This window comes from Phenylobacterium sp. GW823-FHT02A09, from assembly GCF_058797775.1.
In genome coordinates this window covers 1,316,693-1,333,572 of record NZ_JBXAJZ010000001.1, presented here as the reverse complement: position 1 = coordinate 1,333,572, position 16,880 = coordinate 1,316,693, and the positions used below count along the sequence as shown (strand labels likewise).

The 16,880-nt window shown below is 67.6% G+C and carries 20 protein-coding genes and 1 tRNA gene; 12 read left to right on the top strand and 9 right to left on the bottom strand.

What is annotated here, in order from left to right:
• Positions 1-24 precede the first annotated feature (24 nt).
• Together AC1Q87_RS06865 and AC1Q87_RS06860 are read right to left on the bottom strand one after the other, a co-directional pair.
• Positions 25-100 (bottom strand) — tRNA-Lys (locus AC1Q87_RS06865).
• 134 nt (positions 101-234) lie between these two features.
• Positions 235-939 (bottom strand): hypothetical protein, encoded by a 705-nt coding sequence (locus AC1Q87_RS06860; protein ID WP_492608218.1) that lies wholly within the window; start codon positions 937-939, stop codon positions 235-237.
• Between the two features lie 82 nt (positions 940-1,021).
• Between AC1Q87_RS06860 and AC1Q87_RS06855 the strand changes: the two genes are divergently transcribed.
• Complete coding sequence (locus AC1Q87_RS06855) at positions 1,022-1,372, top strand: Hpt domain-containing protein (RefSeq protein WP_492608217.1); 351 nt, start codon at positions 1,022-1,024, stop codon at positions 1,370-1,372.
• On the opposite strand, the gene AC1Q87_RS06850 is transcribed toward AC1Q87_RS06855, so the two are convergent.
• Positions 1,345-1,677, bottom strand: a complete 333-nt coding sequence (locus AC1Q87_RS06850; RefSeq protein ID WP_183769495.1) for a chorismate mutase — start codon at positions 1,675-1,677, stop codon at positions 1,345-1,347. The two genes, AC1Q87_RS06855 and AC1Q87_RS06850, sit on opposite strands and share 28 nt — an antisense overlap.
• Before the next feature lie 12 nt (positions 1,678-1,689).
• A complete protein-coding gene (gcvA, locus tag AC1Q87_RS06845) occupies positions 1,690-2,646 on the bottom strand; it encodes a transcriptional regulator GcvA (protein ID WP_492608216.1) in 957 nt (318 codons plus the stop codon).
• A 178-nt stretch (positions 2,647-2,824) separates the two neighbouring features.
• Here gcvA and cobA point away from each other — a divergent pair, with 178 nt between their 5' ends.
• The 6 genes from cobA to AC1Q87_RS06815 all read left to right on the top strand — a co-directional run bounded on the left by cobA (position 2,825) and on the right by AC1Q87_RS06815 (position 7,803).
• Positions 2,825-3,661 carry a uroporphyrinogen-III C-methyltransferase gene (gene cobA / locus AC1Q87_RS06840; RefSeq protein WP_492608215.1) on the top strand — a complete coding sequence of 279 codons (837 nt, stop codon included), beginning with the start codon at positions 2,825-2,827 and terminating at the stop codon, positions 3,659-3,661.
• Complete coding sequence (locus AC1Q87_RS06835) at positions 3,658-4,014, top strand: DUF2849 domain-containing protein (protein ID WP_436061923.1); 357 nt, start codon at positions 3,658-3,660, stop codon at positions 4,012-4,014. The genes cobA and AC1Q87_RS06835 overlap by 4 nt, the downstream gene beginning before the upstream one ends.
• Positions 4,015-4,027: 13 nt before the next feature.
• Positions 4,028-5,683, top strand: coding sequence for a nitrite/sulfite reductase (locus AC1Q87_RS06830; protein ID WP_492608214.1), 1,656 nt, complete (start codon positions 4,028-4,030; stop codon positions 5,681-5,683).
• A complete protein-coding gene (locus tag AC1Q87_RS06825; RefSeq protein WP_492608213.1) occupies positions 5,667-6,164 on the top strand; it encodes a DUF934 domain-containing protein in 498 nt (165 codons plus the stop codon). Before AC1Q87_RS06830 ends, AC1Q87_RS06825 begins: the two co-directional genes overlap by 17 nt.
• A gap of 7 nt (positions 6,165-6,171) precedes the next feature.
• Positions 6,172-6,909, top strand: coding sequence for a phosphoadenylyl-sulfate reductase (locus tag AC1Q87_RS06820; RefSeq protein ID WP_492608212.1), 738 nt, complete (start codon positions 6,172-6,174; stop codon positions 6,907-6,909).
• A 78-nt stretch (positions 6,910-6,987) separates the two neighbouring features.
• Positions 6,988-7,803 (top strand): ferredoxin--NADP reductase, encoded by an 816-nt coding sequence (locus AC1Q87_RS06815; protein ID WP_492608211.1) that lies wholly within the window; start codon positions 6,988-6,990, stop codon positions 7,801-7,803.
• An 8-nt stretch (positions 7,804-7,811) separates the two neighbouring features.
• Here the strand turns inward: AC1Q87_RS06815 and AC1Q87_RS06810 are convergent, their stop codons facing one another.
• The gene (locus tag AC1Q87_RS06810) at positions 7,812-9,200 is read right to left on the bottom strand and encodes a sensor histidine kinase (RefSeq protein ID WP_492608210.1); all 1,389 of its coding nucleotides are present in this window, start codon (positions 9,198-9,200) and stop codon (positions 7,812-7,814) included.
• Positions 9,201-9,454: 254 nt separating this feature from the next.
• On the opposite strand from AC1Q87_RS06810, the gene AC1Q87_RS06805 reads away from it, so the two are divergent.
• On the top strand, positions 9,455-10,240 hold the full coding sequence (locus tag AC1Q87_RS06805) for a PEPxxWA-CTERM sorting domain-containing protein (protein WP_492608209.1): 786 nt from the start codon (positions 9,455-9,457) through the stop codon (positions 10,238-10,240).
• Here the strand turns inward: AC1Q87_RS06805 and AC1Q87_RS06800 are convergent.
• Positions 10,237-10,767, bottom strand: coding sequence for an AAA family ATPase (locus tag AC1Q87_RS06800; protein ID WP_492608208.1), 531 nt, complete (start codon positions 10,765-10,767; stop codon positions 10,237-10,239). The genes AC1Q87_RS06805 and AC1Q87_RS06800 overlap by 4 nt on opposite strands.
• Positions 10,768-10,876: 109 nt before the next feature.
• Between AC1Q87_RS06800 and AC1Q87_RS06795 the strand changes: the two genes are divergently transcribed.
• The gene (locus AC1Q87_RS06795; protein ID WP_492608207.1) at positions 10,877-13,243 is read left to right on the top strand and encodes an arylsulfatase; all 2,367 of its coding nucleotides are present in this window, start codon (positions 10,877-10,879) and stop codon (positions 13,241-13,243) included.
• A 20-nt stretch (positions 13,244-13,263) separates the two neighbouring features.
• On the opposite strand, the gene AC1Q87_RS06790 is transcribed toward AC1Q87_RS06795, so the two are convergent.
• On the bottom strand, positions 13,264-13,572 hold the full coding sequence (locus AC1Q87_RS06790) for a hypothetical protein (RefSeq protein ID WP_492608206.1): 309 nt from the start codon (positions 13,570-13,572) through the stop codon (positions 13,264-13,266).
• Positions 13,573-13,686: 114 nt separating this feature from the next.
• Positions 13,687-14,070 carry a 3D domain-containing protein gene (locus tag AC1Q87_RS06785; protein WP_492608205.1) on the bottom strand — a complete coding sequence of 128 codons (384 nt, stop codon included), beginning with the start codon at positions 14,068-14,070 and terminating at the stop codon, positions 13,687-13,689.
• A gap of 271 nt (positions 14,071-14,341) precedes the next feature.
• On the opposite strand from AC1Q87_RS06785, the gene AC1Q87_RS06780 reads away from it, so the two are divergent.
• The 3 genes from AC1Q87_RS06780 to AC1Q87_RS06770 are packed head-to-tail and all read left to right on the top strand — an operon-like array spanning position 14,342 to position 16,391.
• Positions 14,342-14,923: a glutathione S-transferase family protein gene (locus AC1Q87_RS06780; RefSeq protein WP_492608204.1), complete on the top strand. Its 582-nt coding sequence runs from the start codon at positions 14,342-14,344 to the stop codon at positions 14,921-14,923.
• A 10-nt stretch (positions 14,924-14,933) separates the two neighbouring features.
• The gene (locus tag AC1Q87_RS06775; RefSeq protein ID WP_492608203.1) at positions 14,934-15,938 is read left to right on the top strand and encodes a phospholipase C/P1 nuclease family protein; all 1,005 of its coding nucleotides are present in this window, start codon (positions 14,934-14,936) and stop codon (positions 15,936-15,938) included.
• Between the two features lie 3 nt (positions 15,939-15,941).
• The gene (locus AC1Q87_RS06770; RefSeq protein ID WP_492608202.1) at positions 15,942-16,391 is read left to right on the top strand and encodes an NUDIX domain-containing protein; all 450 of its coding nucleotides are present in this window, start codon (positions 15,942-15,944) and stop codon (positions 16,389-16,391) included.
• Here AC1Q87_RS06770 and AC1Q87_RS06765 read toward each other — a convergent pair.
• Positions 16,388-16,825, bottom strand: a complete 438-nt coding sequence (locus AC1Q87_RS06765) for a low affinity iron permease family protein (protein ID WP_492608201.1) — start codon at positions 16,823-16,825, stop codon at positions 16,388-16,390. The genes AC1Q87_RS06770 and AC1Q87_RS06765 overlap by 4 nt on opposite strands.
• Positions 16,826-16,880 lie beyond the last annotated feature (55 nt).

The window sequence follows — 16,880 nt, the reverse complement described above, 5'->3', positions numbered from 1 at the left end:
CCATTTTGACTTTCTAGGAGAAAATGGTGGGTGCAGTAGGATTCGAACCTACGACCCGCTGATTAAGAGTCAGCTGCTCTACCAACTGAGCTATGCACCCATAACCGTTATGCCATAAGGCTTTGCGGTCACTTCCCTGGCGGTCCGGAAGAGCGTTTCGCCCGCCGCCCCGCTGGGGAGGCGTCCTGTTAGCGAGTCTCGCTGAGCGTTGCAAGCGTCTTCTGGCGGCGCTCGCTATCCGGCCGGCATCGGACGGAAGGTGTAGGGCCCGGTGTGGCCGATATAGTGGTCGAACAGGGTCCAGATCTTTCCGCCTTGCGCCCGCCAGCGATGGCAGAACGAGACGTCCTCGCTCATCGCCACGCCGTTCTCGTCGGCCAGCGGCTCGAAGCACTGCAGCACGTTCTGGAGGTTCTGGTAGGCGTAGTAGCTGCCCTCGGCGCGGCGATAGAGCGAGGGGTCGGCGGCTCGCATCTGCTCGAACACCTCACGCTTGATCAGCATCAGTCCGGTCGGGGCGGTCTTGGCCTCGTAGAACTCGCCCTTGGTCACGTGCGGCTCGACCAGGTCGACCGGATAGCTGAGCGCGGCGGCGAAGGCGGTGTTCGGATCGTCGTGCTTGCGCGAGGCGGCGTGGAACGCGGCGACGTTCAAGGTCCGCTGCGGATAGATCCCGGCGACCACCGGCTCGTCCAGGGCGATCATCTTCTGGACGACCCCGGCGGGGAAACTGACGTCGGCGTCCACGAACAGCAAGTGGGTGTGGTCGGTCTCCAGCACCCGGCTGGCCAGCAGGTTGCGCGCCGTGGAGATGATCACCGCCTTGGTCGATTCCCAGCCCATGGACGGGCCCAGCATCGCCTGCAGTTCCAGCATGGTGCGGGTATATTGCCCGGTGACCTGGCCGTTGTAGGTGGGCGTGCCGACCAGAATCTTCATGCGGCGAAGTCCTTGTTAGGCCGGCGGCAACCTGGGCAAGTGCACGTCAGGGTCGAGTCGGCGTTCAAAGCAGGAAAATACCATGGCGAGGCGCGACCTCACCGGAGCGGTGGACTTTCAATACCTCGAATCCTTCACGGCCGGCGACGGCGACGTGATCGACGAGGTGCTCGCCCTGTTCCGCGAACAGGCGGCGATCTGGGCCGCGCTGCTGGATCCGGCCTCGGAAGGCTGGCGCGACGCTGTGCACACCATCAAGGGCGCGGCCCGCGGGGTCGGCGCGTTCCAGCTCGGCGACGCCTGTGAGCGCGCCGAGGCCGCCGGCCCTGGCGCGCTGGATCTGGTCAAGGATGCGCTCGACGCAGCGCTGGCCGACGTCGCGGCCTACGCCCACGAGCGGGCGCTTCAGTCGTTGCGCACGCCGCGCAGCTGATCCCAGACGCCGAACTCGTAGGCGATGCAGCGGTCGATCAGCAGCCGCCACACAGGTTCGGCGATCTCTTCGGACAGACCCGCCTCGCGGGCCGCGGCCTTGACCTTGGTCACCACGTCCTCGATCCGCGCCGTGTCCAGCACCGTGTGGCGCTCGGACTTGATGCGGGCGGCGGCGTCCATGTAGCGCTGGCGCTCGGCCAGCATGAGAACAAGCGCGCGGTCCAGAGCATCGACGCCCTTGCGGACGTCGAGCATGGTCTCGCAGTCGGCCGGCAAGGGCCGCTCATCAACAACGATTTTCATGGCCGCTTAGGACTAAATCCCAGCCCCGTTGTCCAGGCTTCTTAGCGCAGCTTCGTGGGCTTCGGCCTCGGCGGCGATCCAGTTGATGAACGCCTTGACCTGCGGCAGCCGCCCCTTGGCCTTGGGATGGACGACGTAATAGGCGAAATCGACCGCTGTCGCGATCTGCAGCGGGGCGACCAGTCGGCCTGCGTCGAGGTCGGCCTGGGCCAGGGTGCGCTTGGCCAGCGCCACGCCGCGGCCGTTCACGGCCGCCTCGATCACCAGGCTCGATTGGTTGAACCGCGGGCCGCGCGCGCCGTCGATGCCGCGCAGGCCGCGCGCCGCCAGCCACATGGTCCAGTCGGGACACGAATCGTCGGGCTCCGGCGAGCCGTCATGCAGCAGGATGTGATTGGCCAGGTCGGCCGGCTCGTTGAGCGCGATGTTCGCCGCAAGATCCGGAGAAAGCACGGGAATCACCGTCTCGCCGATCAGTCGGCGGACCTCCAGGCCCGGATATCGTCCGGCCCCGTAGCGGATCGCCACGTCCACCTCGCCGGCGGTCAGGTCGACCAGCTCCAGGCCGGCCGACAGCCACACGTCCACCTGCGGGTGCTGTTCCTCGAATCGGCCCAGCCGCGGCACCAGCCACTTGGCCGCGAACGACGGCGCGGCGGTCAGTGTCAGGCGTCGTCCGTCCACGGCCGCGGTCAGCATCGAGGCGGCCTCGGCGAGGCGGTCGAAGGCCTCGCGCAGGGCGGGCAGGGCGGTCTGCGCCGCGTCGGTCAGCAGCAGGCCCTTGGGCGTGCGCTTGAACAGGGCCGCGCCGACATAGTCTTCCAGGTTCTGGATCTGCTGGCTGACCGCCCCGGGCGTGACCGAAAGTTCGTCGGCAGCCCTAGAAAAATTCAGGTGCCGCGCGGCCGCCTCGAACGCCCGCAGGGCGTTGAGGGGCGGCAATCGTCGGCGTTCCGCGTTGCGCTCCATCGAGTTTTCCTGACACCCCCGGCAGAAGTCCTTGGGTTGCGAATTGGCCTCTTTACGACCAATTTGCAACTGTTCGCCGAGGTATTGGCCCTTTTCGTCGGCGGATAATGTGGCGGGGCGGGTGCAAGCCCGTCCCGCTCTCACATTCAAGCTCTGGCGTTTAGAGAAGCTAAAAACAATGCCTCACCGCAAGCCCAAAAACGAGAGCGGCCAGCGCCTCGTGGTCCTGGGCGGAGCGCGCCGCCGCGCGACCGGTGCGGTCTGGCTGGTGGGCGCTGGTCCCGGCGACCCCGAACTGCTGACCATCAAGGCGCTCAAGGCGCTCCAGGCCGCCGAGGTCGTCGTCCACGACGGCTTGGTCACCGACGAGATCCTCGATCTGGCGCCCGCCTCGGCCCGCCGCATCAGCGTCGCCAAGCGCAAGTCGCGCCATTCCTACGCCCAGGACGAGATCAACCGCATGCTCGTCGCCTTCGCTCAGGAGGGCTTGAAGGTCGTGCGGCTGAAGGGCGGCGATCCGTTCATCTTCGGCCGTGGAGGCGAAGAGCTGGAAGCCTGCCGCGAGGCGGGCGTCGAATGCTACGTGGTGCCGGGCGTCACCGCCGCCCTGGCCGCCGGCGCCAACGCCGGCGCGCCGCTGACCCATCGCGGCTCGGCCCAGGCGGTCACCTTCGTCACCGGCCACGCCGCCTCGGGCAGCGAGCCGGATCTGGACTGGGAAAGCCTGGCCAAGGCCAACCAGACGGTTGTGATCTATATGGGCGTCTCGACCGCGGCGGGCATCGCCGCGCGGCTGATCGGCGCCGGGCGCGCCGGTTCGACGCCGGCCCTGGTGGTCGAGAACGCCAGCCGCGCCGACGAGCGCCGCATCGTCACCACCCTGGCCGAACTGCCGGCCGCCGCCGAACGGGTGGCCGGCCCGTCTCTGCTGATCGTCGGCGAGGCTATGGCCTTGGCGCAAGCTTCCGGCGATACCGCCGCCTTTGAATCCCAACTTGAGTGGCGCGTGAAATGAAAGCCTTGACCGGAAATCGCCTGACCGACGGCGAAGTCGTCTTCTGGAAGGCCGGGGCCTGGGTGGAGCGTTTCGCCGACGCCGAGCTCTTCGAATCCGCCGAGGCCGGCGAGGCCGCCGAAGCGCACGCCAAGACCCTGCAGACGGTGATCGTCGATCCCTATCTGATCGACCTCATCGAAAGCGAAGGCCTGTGGGCGCCGGTCAGCTACCGCGAGCGCCTGCGCGCGCTCGGCCCGACCAACCATCTGCACCACGGCAAGCAGGCCGAAGGCGGAGCCGCCATCGAAGCCCTGCAGCATGCGTCCGGCGCCGCCCGCTCCAAGGGCCGCGTCAATCTGATCAAGCGTTAGAGAGGGGAGGGCCATGTACCAGTACGACACCCTCGATAAGGAATTCCTGGCCGACCGCGCGGCCGAGTTCCGCGAACAGGTGGTCCGGCGTCTAGCCGGTGAGATCACCGAGGACCAGTTCAAGCCGATCCGGCTGATGAACGGCCTGTACCTTCAGCTGCACGCCTACATGCTGCGCGTCGCGATCCCCTACGGCTCGCTGAACCCGACGCAGTTGCGCGTGCTGGCCGACATCGGCCGCACCTACGACAAGGCCTACGGTCACTTCACGACCCGCCAGAACCTGCAGTTCCACTGGATCAAGCTGGCCGACACGCCGGACATCCTGGACAAGCTGGCGGCGGTCGACATGCACGCCATCCAGACCAGCGGCAACTGCATCCGCAACACCACCGCCGACCCCTATGCCGGCGCGACGGCCGAGGAAGTCGACGACCCGCGCGTCTGGTCCGAGGCGATCCGCCAGTGGTCCAGCCTGCACCCGGAATTCTCGTTCCTGCCGCGTAAGTTCAAGATCGCCATCACCGGCGCCGCCAAGGACCGTACGGCCGCCAAGGTCCACGACATCGGCCTGATGATGCGTCGCGGCCGCGACGGCGCCCTGGGCTTCGAGGTGATCGTCGGCGGGGGCCTCGGCCGCACGCCGTTCGTCGGCCCGACGATCAAGGAATTCCTGCCGGCCAATCGCCTGGTCTCGTACCTGGAAGCGATCCTGCGCGTCTTCAACCGCCACGGTCGCCGGGACAACAAGTACAAGGCGCGCATCAAGATCCTGGTCTCGGCCCTCGGCGCCGAGGAGTTCGCCCGCCAGGTCGAGGAGGAGTGGCTGAAGATCGGCCCGGAGAGCGATCTGCCGGACACCGAGATCGCCCGCATCCGCGGCGCCTTCGCCCCGACCGAATTCGACACCCTGGTGAACCGGTCCGAAGTGTTCGAGGCCGCCAAGACCGCCGACCTGGGCCTGGCCCGCTTCGCGCGCAACAACCTGCGTGAGCACAAGCGCGCCGGCTACACCATCGTCGAGATCTCGCTGAAGGCGATCGGCGAGACCCCCGGCGACGCCACCTCCGACCAGATGGACGTGGTCGCCGACCTGGCCGAACGCTATGGCCAGAACGACATCCGCGTCACGCACGAGCAGAACCTGGTGCTGCCGCATGTGAAGCTGGACGACGTGCCGGCGCTCTATGCGACGCTGAAGGCGGCCGGCCTGGCGACGCCGAACGTCAACCTGATCACCGACATGATCGCCTGCCCGGGCCTCGACTACTGCGCTCTGGCCAACGCCCGGGCGATCCCGATCGCCCAGGACATCGCCCGCACCTTCGCCGACCAGGAGCGCGCCGAGCTGATCGGCGAGCTGAAGATCAAGATCAGCGGCTGCATCAACGCCTGCGGCCACCACCACGTCGGCCACATCGGCATCCTCGGCGTCGATAAGAAGGGCGAGGAGTTCTACCAGCTCACCCTCGGCGGATCGGGGGCGGAAGACGCTTCCGTCGGCTCGATGCTCGGCCCGGCCCTGCCGGCCGACCGCGTGGCGCCGGCCATCGACACGCTGGTCGAGGTCTATCTGCGCGAACGCCAGGGCCAGGAGCGCTTCCTCGACACCTTCCGCCGCACCGGCGTCGTTCCCTTCAAGGAGGCCGTCTATGCCGACGCGAATTAAGCTGACGGACGGCCAGTTCTCGCTGGTCGAGGATCCCTACACCCACGTCGGCGACGACGAGGACCTGGTTCGCGGCGACCTGATCATCTCGCTGACCCGCTTCCAGAGCGAGGGCGAGCGCCTGCTCGCCGAGGGCCGCTCGGTCGGCGTGCGTCTTGAGCCGGCCGAAGAGGTCGAGGTCCTGGCCTATGACCTGCCGCGCATCGCCCTCGTCGCGGTGGCCTTCCCGAAGTTCAACGACGGCCGCGCCTATACCGCCGCGCGACTGCTGCGCGAGCGCTACGGCTTCAAGGGCGAGGTCCGCGCCGTCGGCGACGTCCTGCGCGAGCAGGCCGGCTTCATGGTCCGCGTCGGCTTCGACGCCTTCGAGCCGGCCGACGGCTCGACCCCCGAGCAATGGGCGCACACCGCCCACCGCCAACGCCACGTCTACCAGCGCGCCGCCGACCGCCGCGCGCCGGCCTTCGCCGAAAGGGAGTGAGCTGACCATGGCCTTCGATCAGTTGGAGCGTCCGTCCCTGGCGGCGCGGCTCGACGCCGAGCTGCGCCACGCCCATCCGGCCACCGTGCTGGAATCGGCGGTCGAGGCGTTCGGCGACAAGCTGGCTCTGGTCTCGTCCTTCGGGGCCGAGTCCGCGGTGCTGCTGCACATGATGTCGAAGATCAAGCCGGACACGCCGGTGCTGTTCCTCGACACCGGCATGCTGTTCGGCCAGACGCTCGACTATCGAAAGAACCTGGCGGCCAAGCTCGGCCTGACCGACGTGCGCGACCTGCGTCCGGCCTTCAACGATCTCGCCGTCGCCGATCCCAACGCCAAGCTCTGGCAGACCGACACCGACGCCTGCTGCGAGGTGCGCAAGGTCATTCCGCTGGACAAGGCGCTCGCCGAGTTCGACGGCTGGATCACCGGCCGCAAGCGCTTCCATGGCGGCGACCGCCTGTCGCTGCCGGTGGTCGAGCAGGCCGACGGCCAGGTGAAGTTCAATCCGCTGGCCAACTGGGGCAAGGTCGAGCTCGACGCCTACATGGCCGAGCATGAACTGCCGGCCCATCCGCTGGTCGCCCAGGGCTTCCCCTCGATCGGCTGCTGGCCGTGCACCAAGCCGGTGGAGGAGGGCCAGGACGTCCGCGCCGGGCGCTGGGCCGGCCAGGACAAGACCGAGTGCGGCATCCACGTCGCCCGCGCCCCGGGGGCTGTCGACAATGTCGGCGGCGACATCTGACGGCCGCATTGCTACATACGCTCCAACCTCGCCGGCGGCGTCGTCCGTCGCCGGCCATCTGGCAGCCAAAGACCTGACATGACTGATGTAATCGCTCCGGCCCCGGCCGCTTCCAAGGCGCGCGGCGCCTTCATGGTCGAAACCGTGACCTGGGTTCAGCACTGGACCGACGAACTGTTCTCGTTCCGCACCACCCGCGACCCGGGCCTGCGCTTCTCGTCGGGCCAGTTCGTGATGGTCGGGCTGGAAGTCGACGGCAAGCCGCTGGTGCGCGCCTACTCGATCGCCAGCCCCTCTTGGCACGACGAACTCGAGTTCTACTCGATCAAGGTCGCCGACGGCCCGCTGACCTCGCGCCTGCAGAAGATCAAGGTCGGCGACGAGGTGCTGATCGGCAAGAAGCCCACCGGCACCCTGGTGCTCGACGGCCTCAAGCCCGGCAAGCGCCTCTACATGGTCGGCACCGGCACCGGCCTGGCCCCCTGGCTGTCGCTGGCTCGCGACCCGGAGGTCTACGACCGCTTCGACGAGGTGATCGTCACCCACACCGTGCGCAACGTCGCCGACCTGAACTACGCCGAGCTGTTCGAGAAGGACCTGCGCGAGGACGAGATCCTCAGCGAAGTGATCGGCGACAAGCTGCGCTACTACCCGACCGTGACCCGCGAGCCGTTCCGCACTCAGGGCCGGATCACCGACCTGATCACCTCGGGCAAGATCTTCGAGGACCTCGGCGTGCCGCCGCTGGACCCCGCCGTCGATCGCCTGATGCTCTGCGGCGGCCCCTCGGTGCTGGCGGACCTGAAGACCCTGCTGGTCGAGCGCGGCTATGAAGAAGGCTCACTGGCTTCGCCGGGCGACTTCGTGCTGGAAAAGGCCTTCGTCGAGACCTAAGGCGCGGTTCAGACGCCCTCGAACAGGTTCAGCTGGTCGCTGCGTTCGGCCAGCTGCGCCTGCATCGTGCAGATCAGGCCGCTGCGCTCATAGCTCATCGTCACCGCGCCGCGCAGTTCCCCGCGCAGGCCGCGCTCGATCAGCCGCGTGCCGAACCCCTTGCGCCGGGGCGGCTCGACCTTGGGGCCGCCGCTCTCGGTCCAGATCACTTTCAGATGCTGGCCCTCGAGCGTCCAGGTCATGTCGACCTTGCCCTCGACCACCGACAGCGCGCCGTACTTCACCGCGTTGGTCGCCAGTTCGTGCAGGATCAACGCCATCGATAGGGCCGCGCCCGGCTGCAGCCAGGCCGCCGGGCCCCGCAAGGTGATTTGGCCGGCGGTGGCGTCGAGGAACGGCCCCAGGGCCCGCTCGGCCAGATCGCGCAGCTCGGCCCCATGCCAGCGCTCGCGGGTCAGCACGTCGTGCGCCTGCGACAGGCCCAGCAGCCGCGCCTCCAGCTTCTCGTAGACGATCTCCGGGTCGCTCTCGCCGCGCAGGGTCTGCGAGGCCATCGACTGCACGGTGGCCAGGGTGTTCTTCACCCGGTGGTTCAGCTCGTTGATCATCAGCCGCAGCTGACCCTGATAGCGCTTCTGCTCGGCCTCGGCCCGCTTGCGCGCGCCGATGTCGTCGATGATCGAGATGAAGTAGTCGGGCTCGCCGGCGCCGTTGCGCACCAGCGCCACGGTCAGGTTGTTCCAGATCACCTGGCCGCCCTTGGCGATGTAGCGCTTCTCCAGCGAATACGTCTCGATGGCCCCGGCCAGCAGCGCCGCGGTCAGGGTGATGTTGGAATCGAGATCGTCCGGGTGGGTGATCTCCTGAAAGGTCATCCCCGTCAGCTCGTCGCGGCCGTAGTTCAGCATGGCGCAGAACCGGTCGTTGACCTCCAGCAGCCGCCCGTCGGGGGCCACGCGGGCCACGCCCATCGCCGCCTGGTCGAACACGGCCCGATACCGGGCCTCGGCCGCCTCTAGCCGGGCCCGCGCCTCGACAGTGGGGGTCACGTACTCGGTGTAGAGCACCAACCCGCCGATCTGCCCGCTGTCATCACGCCAGGGCTTCAGCGACCAGCGGATCCAGTCGACCCGGCCGTCCGCGCGCTCGAAGGGATCGGCGTCGTGGCTGAGCTCCAGCCCCTCCAGCAGGGCGCGCCGGTGGATCTCGCGCCAGCGCTGCGGGATGTCTGGAAAGACGTCGTAGTGGTGACGGCCGACCAGCGGCACGTCGCCGGGCAAGCCCTGCTCGGTCAGGAAGCGGCTCGAAGCCGCCAGATAGCGCATCTGGCGGTCGAAGATGGCGATCCCCAGCGGCGCCTGGCTAAGCGCCGTCAGCACGCCCGAATGCGCGGACACCTGCAACGCCGTTCTCGCCTCGCCGACCACGCCTGCCGCTCGCCACGCCCATGACCAGCGGCCCAGGCCGCCGATGCAACCCAGAGGATACAGCCAACTCCAATGGGTCAAGGGCCGTTGGGTTCCCGGCCGACTTCCAATCGCAGATCCCGGCGTCGTTGTGGCGTTCCTGTTCAGCCGCTGCCGCACGGCGGCCACACATTGACATCTAGGATTGGTTAGCGAGAATTAATTCTACCCTAGGGAGATCCTTCATGTCGAAGATGCTCGGAGCCGTGGCCGCGACGCTCGTGGCGGTATCCGCCGGCTCCGCCGACGCCGCCCAGTTCTACAACTTCAACCTCACCGGCACGCTGATGTCCGAGCTTGGGCAGGGGCCGATCGAAGACATCAACACCGGCGTCGATCCTAACTTCTCGGTCGGCGAGACGATCAATCTCTCGGCCCGCATCAGCTCCGACAACATCGTCAAGTGGGGCGACACCGGCTACTCGGTGGCGTTCTTCAGCTGGGGCGCGGCCCCGGCCGGCGAATCCTGGAACATCAACGGCCAAGGGCTGACCTGGACCACCGCCGACGACATCTACGACGGCGATCCGGTGTTCACCCGCGACTACGCCATCGAACGGTCCGGCGGCGGGTCCGAATTCTCGACGAGCTATTACGGCGCGCCGGCGATCGTCTTCGCGGACGGCAAGGTGGTCGGCGTCGTCGGCTATCTGGGACCGCTGACCAGCACGCGCCCGGTCCTGCGGCTCGGCTCCTACGTCTCGGGTTCGGAGACCTACTACAACACCGAGATCGACGGACCGGTGCTGCTCGACGGGTTCTATCGCCAGACCCTCACCGATCAGTTCACGCTGGAGGCCGGCGAGGGGCTCTATAACAACCTCTACAACTCGCAGGGCTTCAAGGGGACTTGGGACTTCGCCGGCTCCACCGCCGCGATCCCCGAGCCCGCGACCTGGGCGATGCTGATCACGGGCTTCGGGCTGACCGGCGTCGCGATCCGCCGGCGGCGCCGGCCGCTCGCGGCCTAGGACAGGCTGGCGGCTTCCAGCACGAAATCGGCCCGGGTCTCCACCGGGCCGAACGGAACCTCGAGCGGCCGGTAGCCCAGCCGTCGAAGCTGCCGGGTGATCGCCTCGTGCGTCGCCAGGCAGTCCTCGAAGGTCTGCTTGCGTTCGTCGTCCTGGACATAGATCTCGCGCCAGGGCGGCGGCACGAACGCCGTCGGGCTGTAGCGATGGGTTCGCGCGGCGTCCTCCATCCAGCTTGGCGCCTGGCCGTCGACCATGCTGTCGAGGATGCCGCGGTCGAAGAACACGCGGTCCTTCACCTCCGCCATCGCCTCGAAGATGGCGATGTCCTCGCGGCAGGCCCGCGCCAGATAGGCGTCCTGGTCGATCCAGGGCAGGGCGCCGCCGCCGCAGGCGACCTGCTCGCGGATCACCCGACGATGCGTCTCCTCGACCACCCGCTCGCCGCGCCGGCGCAGTTCGTCCAGCAGCGCGGTCTTGCCCACGCCGGGGCCGCCGGTGATCAGGAAGAAGTTAGGCTTGATCATCTGTCCTCAAGACGATGTGCGGGGCTGTGGCGAAGGCGTTCCGGGGAATACCCGATGGTCGTTGGCAGGCGCGCCGAGCACGGTGCCTCCCATCCCAGGAGGAACCCAGATGGCGCTCACCGAGTACGAACCTGGCCAAGCCTTTCCCGGCGTGATCGGCCGCACCTTCGACGTCTCCAAGCCGGCGTGGCCCGCGCCGAACCGCGCCAAGCCCGGTGCGCCCAACGTCCTGTTCATCGTGCTGGACGACACCGGATTCGGCCACCTCGGCTGCTTCGGCAGTCCGATCAGCACGCCGCACCTCGACGCCCTGGCCGCCGACGGCCTGCGCTACACGAACATGCACACCACTGCGCTCTGCTCGCCGTCGCGGTCCTGCATGATCACCGGGCGTAACCATCACTCCAACGGCATGTCCTGTATCACCGAGGGCTCGACCGGCTATCCGGGCGGCAACGGCTACATCCCGTTCGAGAACGGCTTCCTGTCCGAAATCCTGCTGGGACACGGTTACAACACCTATGCGGTGGGCAAGTGGCACCTGACGCCCAGTGAGGCGACGTCCGCCGCTGGCCCCTACGACCGCTGGCCGTTGGGGCGCGGGTTCGAGCGCTACTACGGCTTTTTGGGCGGCGATACGCACCAGTACTATCCGGAGCTGATCCGCGACAACACCCAGGTCGAGCCGGAGAAGACGCCTGAGCAAGGCTATCACTTGACCGTCGACCTCGTCGAAAAGGCCAAGGCGATGATCGCCGACGCCAAGCAGGTCGCGCCGGACAAGCCGTTCTTCCTCTACTTCGCGCCGGGCGCCTGCCACGCGCCGCACCACGTCCCGAAGGAGTGGGCCGACAAGTACAAGGGCAAGTTCGACGACGGCTGGGACGCCTATCGCGAAAAGACCTTCGCCCAGCAGAAGAAGCTCGGGATCATCCCCAAGGACACGGCGCTCTCCCGCCACGACCCGGACGTCCAGGACTGGGGCAAGCTGCCGGCCGACGAGCGCAAGCTCTACGCCCGGATGATGGAGGTGTTCGCCGGCTTTCTCGAACACGCCGACCACAACATCGGCGAGCTGATCGCCTTCCTCAAGGAGCTCGGCGAGTACGAGAACACCCTGATCATGGTGATCTCCGACAACGGCGCCAGCGCGGAAGGCGGTCCCAGCGGCTCGGTCAACGAGAACAAGTTCTTCAACAACGTCCCCGACGACCTGCAGCAGAACCTGGCGGCGATCGACGACATCGGCGGGCCGAAGTACTTCAACCACTATCCCTGGGGCTGGACCCACGCCGGCAACACCCCGTTCCGGCGCTGGAAGCGTGAGACCTATCGCGGCGGGGTCTCCGACCCGTTCATCGTCGCCTGGCCCAAGGGCATCAAGGCCAAGGGCCAGATCCGCACGCAGTTCGCCCACGCCATCGACATGGTCCCGACCGTGCTCGACGCCCTGGAGATCGAACCGCCGACCCAGATCCGCGGGGTCACCCAGCATCCCATTGAGGGATTCAGCCTGAAGTCGTCGTTCGACGACGCCAAAGCCGAGCCCAAGCACATCACCCAGTACTTCGAGATGTTCGGGCACCGCTCGCTCTATCACGACGGCTGGCGGGCGGTGTGCCCGTGGCCCGGGACCTCGTTCGTAGAGTCCGGACTGCAGTTCGGCGCGCCCATCGACTACGACAAGCTCACCGACCTCGACGCCCACGGATGGGAGCTCTACGACCTCTCCAAGGACTGCGCAGAGACCAGCAACCTCGCCGACAAGGAACGCGACCGGCTGATCGCCATGATCGGCATGTGGTACGTCGAGGCCGGGAAGTACGGGGTCCTGCCGATCGACAGCCGCGGCACCCTGCGCCTAGGCGAGGCGCGGCCCCAGATCGCCATCGACCGCAAGCAGTACGTCTACTACCCCGGCACGCAGATGGTGCCGATCAACGCCGCGCCGCGGTTGCTCAACGCCAAGCATTCGATCTCCGTGCACGCCACGGTGCCCAAGGGCGGGGCCGAGGGCTGTCTGTTCTCCATGGGCGGGGTGGACGGCGGCTTCGCCTTCTACATCCACGGCGGCAAGCTGACCTATGGCTACAACTACGTCGCCGACCAGCGCTTCAGGGTGCAGGCCGACGCCGCCATCCCCGAAGGCGATCACGTCTTCAGCTTCCAGTTCACGCCGACCGGCAAGCCCGACTTCGCCAAGGGCAAGGGCACGCCGGCCGACATCGAACTGCTGATCGACGGCAAGAGCGTGGGACGCGGCGCCCTTCCGGTCACCATCCCGTTGACCCCGGGTCTTGCGGCCGGCGTCTCGATCGGCGCGGACGCCGGCGCGCCGGTGATGACCGACTATGAGGCGCCGTTTCGCTTCAACGGCTTGGTCAAGAAGGCGCTGGTCGATGTCTCGGGCGCGTCTGTCGAGGACAAGCAGGCCTCGATCGAAGCCTACCTCAAGGCGGCCATGGCCCGTCAGTAGCGGCGTCGGCTGGGCGGCTCTTAGTCGACCAGCTCGGGCGCCTCGACCTCGTCGGGGACGTCGCAGAACAGCGAAGCCATGAACTCGCCGTTCGGGCGGTAGACTTTGCGGAAGCGGCCGGCGTCCCAGCCGCAGTCGCCGCAGGCGCAGACGCCGCCAAGGTGGCAGCTCGGCGTCAGCTCTTTGAGCCGGACGCTGCGCCCGTCGCCGACGGGCCGGATGCTGGTGACGAGGTAAAGCGCCCCGAGGTCGGGCATGATCTGGCTCTCGGGGCGGCTGGGCGTGTCGTCGATGCACTCGACGATGTCGCCCGTACTGATGTCGGACACGTACGCGGGCCTTCGGTGGACGCTGAAATGCTCAGGGCGCCGGAGGTTCCAGCGCCCTGTCAGCATGATCCGATAGTGTGAGGAGCCAGGCTATGCGGCCTGTCGCCGCCCTATCTAGGCGGGCGGGCAGCCCTTGAACTCGCCGGCCTTGGCGACCGTGAGCTTGGCGAGGTTCAGCGCCATCAGCGGGCGCATCGAGGACGAACCGTGGCCGGTGAACAGGTCGATCTTCTCGCCCTTGATCGCCCCGCCGGTGTCGGAGGCGTACCAGAAGCCGTCGTGCTTGGTGCCGTCGGGCATCGGCAGACCGACGGTTTCCTTGATGAACAGGCGCGTGCGGCGCGGGATCAGCTTGGTGTCGACGGCGACGGTGCGCATCGCGACCACTTTGCAGCCGAGCGAGTCCAGGCTGCCCACGCCCTTGGCGCCGGCATGATAGAGCGTGGCCTTCATCCGGAAGTCCGGGGTGCCCGGCAGCGCGCCGGTCAGGGCCGACACGATCAGGTCTCCGAGCGGATCGGATTGAGGCGCGGCTTGTGCGCTTTGTGACAGCCCAAAGAAGAAGGGGAGGGCGGCAAGGGCGGCGAGGCGACGTCGCATGACGGCGGCTCCTTCGTCGTTGTTCTTGGCAGCGGCGGTCTTCGTACCCGGACTCCGAGCGCCAGATCAACCCCGCGTGAACGCCGCGCCCTAGCGACATATCGACACGAGCGCTTTGAGCGCAGCCCGATGAAGGCTATCAACCCGTTATCAAGCAAGGGGTTGAGGCATGCGCGTCTACGGCGATTCCATCTCGGGAAATTGCCTGAAGGTGAAGTGGGTGGCCGACCATCTTGGCCGTCATTTCGAGTGGATCGAGACCGACATCATGCGCGGCGAGTCGCGCACGGCGGAGTTTCTGGCGCTGAATCCGGCCGGACAGGTGCCGGTCGTGGTGCTCGACGACGGGCGCCCGCTCGCCCAGTCCAATGCGATCATCATCCACCTGGCCGAGGGCTCCGATCTCATTCCGGCGGACGCCTACGACCGCGCGCGGATGCTCGAATGGATGTTCTGGGAGCAGTACAGCCACGAGCCCTATGTCGCCGTCGCCCGCTTCCAGGTGCGCTACGCCGGCAAGCCGATCTCCGAGCTCGAGACGCGGCTGGTCGAGCGGGGCAATGGGGCGCTGCAGCGGCTGGAGGACGGCCTGGCGTCGTCGTCCTTCCTGGTCGGCGATATCCTCAGTCTCGCGGACGTCGCACTCGTCGCCTACACCCGTGTCGCCCACGAGGGAGGCTTCGACCTGGGCCGCTACCCGCGCGTCCAGGCCTGGGTGAAGCGGGTAGAGGCCGCGCTCAAGATCGCCTAAACGGAATCGCATGAAAGCTCCGCTGCTCGCCGCCGTCGTCGCGCTCTCCATCCTGCCCGCCCAGGCCCACGCCTGGGGCGCGATGGGACACCGAATGGTCGGCGAAGCGGCGACCAGGGCCCTGCCGACGGAAGTTCCCGCCTTCCTGCGCACCCCGACGGCGGTGCGCGACATCGGCGAGCTCTCGCGTGAGCAGGACCGCTCCAAGGGCGCGGGCCGCATCCACGACCACAACCGCGACGCCGGGCACTTCCTCGACCTCGACGAGGAGGGCAAGCTGCTGGGCGGCCCGTCCTTCACGCCGCTACCGGCCACCCGCGCCGACTACGAGAAGGGCCTCCAGGCCGCCGGGCTCGACAGCTGGAAGGCCGGCTACCTCCCGTACTCGATCGTCGACCGTCACCAGCAGCTGACCAAGGATTTCGGCTACTGGCGGGTGCTGACCTACATGGCCGCGCGCGAGAAGAACCCGGTGCGCAAGGCCTGGTACAAGCGCGACCTGGTCCGCCGCGAGGCGCAGATCCTCCAGACCATTGGCGACCTCTCGCACTTCGTCGGCGACGGCGCCCAGCCGCTGCACGTCACCGTGCACTACAACGGCTGGGGCGAGTACCCGAACCCGAAGGGCTACACGACCGCCCGCATCCACGGCCCGTTCGAGAGCGAGTTCGTCTTCGCGAACGTCAAACCTGCCGAAGTGGCGGCGAGGATGGCGCCGCTGAAGTCATGCGACTGCCCGATCGAAAAGCGCACGGTGGATTATCTCAGCGATACAGGCGCCTACGTGATCCCGCTCTACGAGCTGGAGAAGGCTGGCGGCCTGAAGGACGGCGATCGCCGCGGCGTCGAGTTCGCCGCCGCCCGGCTGGCGGTGGGCGCCTCCGAGCTGCGCGACATGATCGTCTCGGCCTGGCGCGGCAGCGACAAGGCCACGGTCGGCTGGCCGGTGCTGCGCGTCGACGACGTGCTGGCCGGCAAGGTCGATCCGTTCGACTCCTTGTACGGCAAGGACTGACCGGTGCGCGCCGTGCCTCAGTTCGGCGAGCGCAGGGCCGGGCGCACCTATGCCGACCGGCCGGCGGCGTTCGGCATCCTCGAGCGCGACGGGCAGATTGCTGTGGTGCGGATCGTCAAACCTGACGGTGCGACCTGGACCGATCTGCCCGGCGGCGGCGTCGATCCGGGCGAAACGCCCGAGCAGGGCGTGGTCCGCGAGTTCGGCGAGGAGGCGGGCCTGAAGGTCGCGGTCCGCGAGTCCTTCGCCCTGGCCGACCAGTTCTTCGTCAACACCGAGGGCGAGGCCTGGAACAATCGCAGCGCCTTCTTCGTCCTGGGTCTCGTCGCCGAGGATGCGGCGCTGAAGATCGAGGAAGATCATACGCTTATGTGGCTCTCGCCGCTGGAAGCCATCGCCGCGCTGCGCCACGACTCCCACGCTTGGGCGGTCGCGGCCTGGAGGCGTCGCTAGGCGCGCTTGCGGGCCGGCCGGCGGGGCGCCGGCTTAGCGCGCCGGTGGCTCGGCGTGCCGGCCTCTTTTCTGACCCGCGTGGACGCCTCGTCCAGGTCGCTGAGTATTTCCTCGAGCTCCTCATCTGGCAAATTCTCTATGCCGATGAAGGAGTTATGCGCCTTCGTCACCCGGATCAGCTCGTCCAGCTTGGCGTGCAGGGCGTTGTTGTCGCGGTTCTGCGTGTTCTGGATCAGGAACACCATCAGGAAGGTCACGATGGTGGTCGAGGTGTTGATCACCAACTGCCAGGTGTCCGAAAACCCGAACAGCGGCCCGCTCACCGCCCAGGCGATCACGAGGGCGCAGCAGGCCACGAAGGTCAGCGGCCGGCCGGTCAGCCGGGAAATGTCGCTGGCGAACCGCGTGAAGACCTGGGTGACTTTGCTGCTCATGCGGCGTACTCCCGCCGCATTGCGCGGCGCAGGCTGAACGGGTAGTGGCTGCGCC

Bases quoted from the DNA above. Each gene is read 5' to 3' on its own strand.
- AC1Q87_RS06805 (WP_492608209.1), top strand. From the start codon at position 9,455: ATGTCGAAGATGCTCGGAGCCGTGGCCGCGACGCTCGTGGCGGTATCC.
- AC1Q87_RS06780 (WP_492608204.1), top strand. From the start codon at position 14,342: ATGCGCGTCTACGGCGATTCCATCTCGGGAAATTGCCTGAAGGTGAAG.
- AC1Q87_RS06800 (WP_492608208.1), bottom strand. From the start codon at position 10,767: ATGATCAAGCCTAACTTCTTCCTGATCACCGGCGGCCCCGGCGTGGGC.
- AC1Q87_RS06855 (WP_492608217.1), top strand. From the start codon at position 1,022: ATGGCGAGGCGCGACCTCACCGGAGCGGTGGACTTTCAATACCTCGAA.
- AC1Q87_RS06835 (WP_436061923.1), top strand. From the start codon at position 3,658: ATGAAAGCCTTGACCGGAAATCGCCTGACCGACGGCGAAGTCGTCTTC.
- AC1Q87_RS06820 (WP_492608212.1), top strand. From the start codon at position 6,172: ATGGCCTTCGATCAGTTGGAGCGTCCGTCCCTGGCGGCGCGGCTCGAC.
- AC1Q87_RS06860 (WP_492608218.1), bottom strand. From the start codon at position 939: ATGAAGATTCTGGTCGGCACGCCCACCTACAACGGCCAGGTCACCGGG.
- AC1Q87_RS06815 (WP_492608211.1), top strand. From the start codon at position 6,988: ATGACTGATGTAATCGCTCCGGCCCCGGCCGCTTCCAAGGCGCGCGGC.
- AC1Q87_RS06825 (WP_492608213.1), top strand. From the start codon at position 5,667: ATGCCGACGCGAATTAAGCTGACGGACGGCCAGTTCTCGCTGGTCGAG.
- AC1Q87_RS06765 (WP_492608201.1), bottom strand. From the start codon at position 16,825: ATGAGCAGCAAAGTCACCCAGGTCTTCACGCGGTTCGCCAGCGACATT.
- cobA (WP_492608215.1), top strand. From the start codon at position 2,825: ATGCCTCACCGCAAGCCCAAAAACGAGAGCGGCCAGCGCCTCGTGGTC.
- gcvA (WP_492608216.1), bottom strand. From the start codon at position 2,646: ATGGAGCGCAACGCGGAACGCCGACGATTGCCGCCCCTCAACGCCCTG.
- AC1Q87_RS06775 (WP_492608203.1), top strand. From the start codon at position 14,934: ATGAAAGCTCCGCTGCTCGCCGCCGTCGTCGCGCTCTCCATCCTGCCC.
- AC1Q87_RS06795 (WP_492608207.1), top strand. From the start codon at position 10,877: ATGGCGCTCACCGAGTACGAACCTGGCCAAGCCTTTCCCGGCGTGATC.
- AC1Q87_RS06830 (WP_492608214.1), top strand. From the start codon at position 4,028: ATGTACCAGTACGACACCCTCGATAAGGAATTCCTGGCCGACCGCGCG.
- AC1Q87_RS06850 (WP_183769495.1), bottom strand. From the start codon at position 1,677: ATGAAAATCGTTGTTGATGAGCGGCCCTTGCCGGCCGACTGCGAGACC.